Annotated in this window: 5 protein-coding genes; 3 read left to right on the forward strand and 2 right to left on the reverse strand. The window is 74.1% G+C overall.

The window, feature by feature from the left end:
- Window positions 1-461 precede the first annotated feature (461 nt).
- On the forward strand, window positions 462-3857 hold the full coding sequence (locus tag IF83_RS30480; protein ID WP_078843659.1) for an FAD-binding and (Fe-S)-binding domain-containing protein: 3396 nt from the start codon (window positions 462-464) through the stop codon (window positions 3855-3857).
- A gap of 154 nt (window positions 3858-4011) precedes the next feature.
- Here IF83_RS30480 and IF83_RS0120500 read toward each other — a convergent pair whose 3' ends face one another.
- Window positions 4012-4323: a DUF397 domain-containing protein gene (locus IF83_RS0120500; protein ID WP_030546224.1), complete on the reverse strand. Its 312-nt coding sequence runs from the start codon at window positions 4321-4323 to the stop codon at window positions 4012-4014.
- A complete protein-coding gene (locus IF83_RS0120505; RefSeq protein WP_030546225.1) occupies window positions 4320-5108 on the reverse strand; it encodes a helix-turn-helix domain-containing protein in 789 nt (262 codons plus the stop codon). The genes IF83_RS0120500 and IF83_RS0120505 overlap by 4 nt, the downstream gene beginning before the upstream one ends.
- A gap of 282 nt (window positions 5109-5390) precedes the next feature.
- On the opposite strand from IF83_RS0120505, the gene IF83_RS0120510 reads away from it, so the two are divergent.
- Entirely contained in the window at window positions 5391-5834 is a 444-nt protein-coding gene (locus IF83_RS0120510; protein ID WP_244177139.1) for an ATP-binding protein, read from the forward strand.
- An 816-nt stretch (window positions 5835-6650) separates the two neighbouring features.
- The coding region (locus IF83_RS33810; RefSeq protein WP_158711076.1) for a hypothetical protein at window positions 6651-6836 on the forward strand (186 nt) is incomplete at its 3' end.

Here is a 6836-nt window from a genome sequence, read left to right on the forward strand (position 1 = left end):
GGGCAGGAGGAGGACCGCCGTCGGGTGGTGCGGGGCGGGCGCTGATCCGGCGGGGGCAGCACTGCGTGGCGCCGTGCCGCCCACCGCGCTGTGCCGCCCACCGCGCTGTGCCGCGCACCGCGCCGTGCCGCGCTGTCGGGCCGCGCCGCGCCGAGCCGAGCCGCACTGTGCTGACGGGCCCGCGCCCGCGCCGGCGGCCCGCGCCCGCGCCGGCGGCCCGCGCCGCACCGCACCGACGGGCCGCGCCGCATCAACGGCCGCACCGCACCGCACCGCGCCGACGGCCTGCGCCCACGCCGACGGCCTGCGCCGCACCGCACCGACGGGCCGCGCCGCATCAACGGCCGCACCGCACCGCGCCGACGGGCCGCACCGCGCCGACGGCCCGCGCCGCACCACGCCGGCCGGCCGCAGCTCGCCGCCTGGTGTGCCCGGGCCCCGTCGGCGGGCAGTCTGGACTCATGGCTGATCACGACGCGGCAGCTCCCGGCCCTGAACGGCGTGACCCGGCGAACCCGGGCTCCCGGCCCGATCCGGCACGGCCGGACCCGGCACGGCGCCATCCCGGGCAGTCCAGTCCGGCGCACCCCGCCCCGTCGGCCCAGGGCCTTTCCACAGCGTCCGGCGCGGCGGCCCCGGACGTCTCCGGGCTCGCGCGGGACCTGCGCCGGGCCATCGGTGGTGACGTGGAGTTCGACGCCGCGAGCCGAGCCCTGGTGACCATGGACGCCTCCAACTACCGGCGCGTGCCCGTCGGCGTCGTCGCCCCGCGCGACGCCGACGACGTGGCCGCCGTCCTCGCCGTCTGCCGCGAGCACGGTGTGCCGGTCGTGCCCCGGGGCGGCGGTACCTCCATCGCGGGCCAGGCCACCGGCACCGGCGTCGTCCTCGACTTCACCCGGTACCTGAACCAGATCGTCTCCCTCGACCCGGAGACGCGCACGGCCGTCGTCCAGCCCGGGGTCATCTGCGACAGCCTCCGTACCGCGGCCGCGGCCCACGGGCTGACCTTCGGCCCTGATCCGTCCACGCACAGCCGCTGCACCATCGGCGGCATGATCGGGAACAACTCCTGCGGCGCGCACTCCGTCGCCTGGGGCACCACCGCCGACAACGTCCGGGCCCTGGACGTCCTCACGTACGGCGGCGAGCACGCCCACCTGGCGGCCCGGGACACAGGGCCTGCCGGCTCCGTGCCCGGCTCCGCCCCCGGCTCCCTGCCCGGCTCCGCCCCCGCCCCCGCCCCCGGCTCCGCCCCCGGCGGAACAGCGCTCCCACCCGCCCTGCGCGAGGGCGCCGAGGCCCTCGTCGCACGCCGTCTCGCCCTGCTGCGCACCGGGTTCCCGGCCGGCCTCCCACGCCGCATCTCCGGTTACGCCCTCGACGCCCTGCTCCCCGAGAACGGCCCCGACTGGGCCCGCGCCTTCACCGGCAGCGAGGGCACCCTCGGCGTGCTCACCGAGGCGGCCGTACGGCTCGTCGAGGCACCCGCCGCCCGCGCCCTGGCCGTGCTCGGCTACGCGGACGAGAGCGCCGCCGCCGAGGCCGCCCACACCCTCCTCCCGCACGGGCCGCTGACCGTCGAGGGCATGGCCTCCGACCTCGTCCCCGCCCCGGCCGCCGCCTCCCTGCCCCGGGGCGCGGCCTGGCTCTTCGCCGAGACGGGCGGCTCCGCGCCGGACGAGGCCCGGGCCCGCGCGGAGGCGCTGTGCCGCGCGGCGGCCGACGGCACCACGGACAGCCTGGTCGTCACCGACCCCGCCCGCCGCCGCGCCCTGTGGCGCATCCGCGAGGACGCCTCCGGCACCGCCACCCGCATGCCCGACGGCAGCGAGGCCTGGCCCGGCTGGGAGGACTGCGCCGTCCCGCCCGCCCGCCTCGGCCCGTACCTCCGCGACTTCCGCGCCCTCCTGACCGAACACGGCCTGCGCGGCACCCCGTACGGGCACTTCGGCGACGGCTGCATCCACGTCCGCATCGACTTCGACCTGCTCACCGGGCCCGGTATCGCCCGCTTCCGGGACTTCTCCACCGACCTCGCCGACCTGGTCGTCGCGCACGGCGGCTCCCTCTCCGGCGAACACGGCGACGGCCAGGCGCGGGCCGAACTGCTGCCGCGGATGTACGGCGCCGAACTGGTCCGCGCCTTTGAGGAGTTCAAGACGCTCTGGGACCCGGCGGGCGGCCTCAACCCGGGCATGCTCGTCCGCCCCCACCGCCTCGACGACAACCTCCGCTTCGCCGTGCTGCCGAAGCGGCCGGTTGACGTCGCCTTCGGCTACCCGCACGACGGCGGGGACTTCGCGGCGGCCGTGCGCCGGTGCGTCGGCGTCGCCAAGTGCCGTACTCCATCGGTCGCCGGAGCCGCCGTTATGTGCCCCTCCTTCCGCGCCACCGGCGAGGAGCAGCACTCGACCCGCGGCCGGGCCAGGCTGCTCCACGAGATGCTGGCCGGGGCCGACGGCGGTCCCGGCGGAATCGTCACGGACGGCTGGCGCTCGGAAGAGGTGCGGGAGGCGCTGGACCTGTGCCTGTCCTGCAAGGGCTGCCGCACCGACTGCCCCGTCAACGTCGACATGGCCACGTACAAGGCCGAGTTCCTGCACCACCACTACGCGGGCCGGCTCCGCCCCGCCGCCCACTACGCGATGGGCCGCCTGCCGCTCTGGCTGCGCGCGACGGCACCGGTCGCACCGGTGCTGGCACCCCTGGCCAACCGGCTGGCGCGGGTGGCACCGCTGGCGGCGTTGGCGAAGCGGCTGGGCGGCATCGCGCCGGAACGGGAACTGCCGGAGCTGGCCCGGGAGACGTTCCGGCGGTGGTGGCGCCGCCGGACGGCGGAGGCGGATGCGGGCGCGGGGACGGAGGCGGGGACGGAGACGGAGGCGGCGGGGACGGACGCGAGGGCGGACGCGGGAACGGCGGCGGGGACAGCGGGCAAGAGGGAGAAGGCGACGGTGAACGGGGTCGGGCCCGCGGCCGAGACCGGAGCCGAGACCGGAGCCGAGACCGGAGCCGAGACCGGAGCCGCAGCCGGGACGGAGGTCGCTCCCGCATCCGCCGACCTGCCCCGTCCCACCGGCTCCGGCCGTGCCGGTACGGACCCCGACCGCCGCCGCACGGTCGTGCTCTGGCCGGACACCTTCACCAACCACCTCTCCCCCTCCGTCGGCCGCTCGGCGGTGGCCGTACTGGAGGCGGCGGGCCTGCGGGTCGTCGTTCCGCCCAAGCGCGTGTGCTGCGGGCTGACATGGGTGTCCACCGGGCAACTGGACGGCGCACGCAAGGTGATGCGGCGCACCCTGGACGTCATGGCGCCCGCCCTGGAGGCGGGCCTCCCGGTCGTCGGCCTCGAACCGAGCTGTACCGCCGCGCTGCAAACCGACTTGCCCGAACTGCTGTCCGACGACCCGCGTGCAGCGCGCTTGGCTGAGGCAGTGACCACCTTCGCCCAAGCCCTCGACCAGTACGCCCCCGACTGGCAGCCCCCGCGCCTGGACCGCCCCGTCGTCGGCCAGACCCACTGCCACCAGCACGCCGTCCTGGGCGACGTCGCCGAACGCAAACTCCGCGAACGGGCCGGACTGACGGGCGAGCTGTCGGGCGGCTGCTGCGGCCTGGCGGGCAACTTCGGCTTCGAACGCGGCCATTACGACGTCTCCGTGGCCTGCGCGGAGGAACAACTCCTGCCCTCCGTACGCCAAGCCACCCCGGACACCGAACTCCTCGCCGACGGCTTCTCCTGCCGCACCCAACTCGGTCAACTGGCGGGCCGCAGGGCGCGCCACTTGGCGGAGGTGCTGGCGGAAGGGCTGGCGGCCCGCCTGGTGGACGGACCGGAGGACAGCCCGGGTTGACGGCCGGGAAAGCCGCTCGGACGAGGGTCCGGGTCCCGAGGCCCGGGGGAAGGCCGAGGGAGGGCCCGGAGAACAGCCGGTAGAAGACCCGGGGCGGGGGTCCGAGTGAGGGCCCCGGGTGAGGCCCCGGGATGAGCAGCCGGCCGACCGGCCGCTACGCCACAGGCTGCCGCGCCGCGTGGGCGACGAAGGCCGCCCACGCGGCGGGCGCGAGAACGAGCTGCGGACCGGACCGGTCCTTGGAGTCACGGACGTGGACGGCGCCGGAGCAGTCGGCTATCTCGACACAGTCGCCGCCTCCGCTGTCGCTGTGGCTGGACTTCCGCCAGGGGAGGGCGACTTCGACGCAGTTGCCGCCTTCGGAGTCGCTGTGGCTGGACTTCCGCCAGGAAAGGGCGACTTCTACGCAGTCGCCGCCCTCGCTGTCGCTGTAGCTGGACTTGAACCACACGAGCCGCGCACTCATAGTTCCTCCGCCACCTTCTCGATGAACCGAGCCGATTCCTCCGTGCCGAGGGCCTGCATCCGGATCATTCCATGGCGTTGGGCGAGCGCGCTGAGCTTGCGGGGATCGGTGTACAAGACCCCCGTCTCCTGTCCCTCCACATAGGCGTACTGCTCATGCTCCGAGGTCTCCAGAAGGACGTACGGACCACTGAGCCCGGCCAGGGCGGCGGGCCCGGCCCGCAGTACTTGGACGGAGACGTTGCGCAGCTCACCGGTCTTCACCAGATGACGGAGCTGCGCCTTCATGACGTCCGGTCCGCCGACCGCAGTGCGCAGCGCCGCCTCGTAGATCACGAAACCGAAGAGGACCGGCGGCCTGCGCCTCAGCTTCTCCTGACGCTGGAGGCGGGCGGCCACGCGTTCATCGACCGTCTCCTCGTCCAGCGGCGGACAGTGACCGCCGATCAGGGCCCGGGCGTAGGCCTCGGTCTGCAACAGACCGGGGATGAGCAGGGCTCCGTACGAGTGCAGGGCGACGGCCGCTTCCTCAGCCGCCATGAAGTCCTGTGTACGGGCCGGGTACTTCTCCGGCTTGAGGTAGTCCTGCGCCGCGAGCAACAGCCCGTGCGCCCCGCACATCTCGTCGGCGACCTGGAGCAGCCGCAGGGTGGGCTTCCGGCGGCCCTGCTCCATGGACTTCACCGAGTCGTATTCGTAGTTCGCCTCTCTGCCCAACTGTTCGCGACTGATGCCCGCCTGGGTCCGCCACAGCTTGATCTGGTTGCCGCAGTACCGCCATGCCATCGGCGGCTCGGGGTTCTCCGTGCTCACTGCGCCCCGCCTCCTCGGTGCTCGGTCACCGGTCCCGGGCATCGCTTCCGAGACCCGGTGCGCGCGGGGTACGGCTACGCTCCGTACCCGCTCCGCTCCTTGGCGAGGCTAGGAGCGCATCAGCACGCTGGCGGCGTGAACAGCGCAAAGACTCCCCTCACGAGCGATTCCCGACCGGCTGGCCCGCCCGCGGGCGCTAACCCTGGCAAGCTGTCCCGCGACATCGAATGGCGCCTGCCGCGCCACGCGCGCAGCGTGAGCCGGGCCCGGACGCTGCTGCGTGGGCAGGCGCACTCCTGGGAACTCCCGGACGAGACGGTGGAGACGGCCGTCCTCCTGCTCAGCGAGCTGGTGACCAACGCCCACCGGCAGGCACGGACATCGCCCGGCCGCGAGATCAGCATCCGGTGCGTGGCGGAAGGACCGGCCCTGCGCGTCGAGGTGTCGGACGCGGGGGATGAGATGCCGCGTCTCCGGCAGGCGGCGGAAACCGATGAGTCGGGCCGCGGGCTCGCCCTGGTCAGCGCGTTGGCCGACTGGTGGGGCGCTCACCGCCGACCGTGCGGCATCGGCAAGACGGTGTGGTTCGAGCTGGACTTGCTCGAAGCCGACGGGGTGGAGGGCCCGGATGGGGCGCAACGGGTGCAGAACGTAGGGGAGATCCGAGAGGTGCGTGCGGTGGCGGAGGAGACGCGGTAGGCGCAGTAGGAGCGGGGCGGAGCAGTCGGTGGAGGGAGCAGACGGTTCAGGCCGAGCAGGCGATGCATACCGAGGCGAGCGAGGAGACCGAGCCGAGCGAGTAGATCGAGTAGATCGAGTAGATCCAGCCGAGCGAGTAGATGGAGCAAGACGGGCTGGGCGCCGAGCAGACGGCTCGAAGGGAACGACTGGAAGACCGGAGCGGCGGCCGAGCCGCCAAGCGCCGGCGGCCGATGGCGTCGGCGCGGTGAGCGCAGGCAAGGCGGTGGGTGGGCCGGGGTTACGGCGCCGGGTGGGCGGCGCGGTGGTGGTGGCGGGTGCGTCGCGGTCCGGCGGGGGTTGTTGGGTGTGGGTTACGGCATCCGTGCCGGGGGTTGGCCGGTGGTCGGTCGTCTATCCGGGGCCTTATGCCGCCGGGGTCGGTTCGAAAGGCGATGGCGTGGCTGGTGCCGGTGGGGGTGCGCGGAAACACACGCGCGCCTGATCTCTTCGGCTGTCCCGCCGTCGTGGCGGGCTGTCGGTGTCGGTCACGGGTGGCGCTTGGTCTCTGTGGGCGGTTTCAGGGGCACATGCGCCGGTGTTGTCCGGCCTTCGGGTCGTCGTGGCGGTCTACCGCTGGCAGCGGTCCCCAAGGGGTGGCTTGGGGGGTGCGTGGTGTGGGGCAGAGGTGGAGTTCCCGGGTCCGGTTTCGGCCACTCGTTCGGGTGGTTCCGACCCGTGGACCTGGATGTATTACCGTCCGTGACGGAGAATAGGAGGTAGGAACACCCGCTGCGTGGGCGGGAGTTCGAAGGCATCCGATCGGGGGCGGAGACCATGCAAGCCACACTGCTCGAACCCACCGACGCAGCCGGACCAGGCGCGTCGGATCTGCCGGTGTCGGCGGATGAGTGGGCGGCGCATCTGGCCTCGGCGGTGCCGGGGCCGCAGACGGCGGCGATGCTGGGCCTGCTGGAGCGTGGAGGGTTGTCCACGGCGGGGCGGATCGACGCGTTGAAGGCG

This window comes from Streptomyces albus subsp. albus, from assembly GCF_000719865.1.
GTDB classification, from domain to species: Bacteria; Actinomycetota; Actinomycetes; order Streptomycetales; family Streptomycetaceae; genus Streptomyces; species Streptomyces albus_E.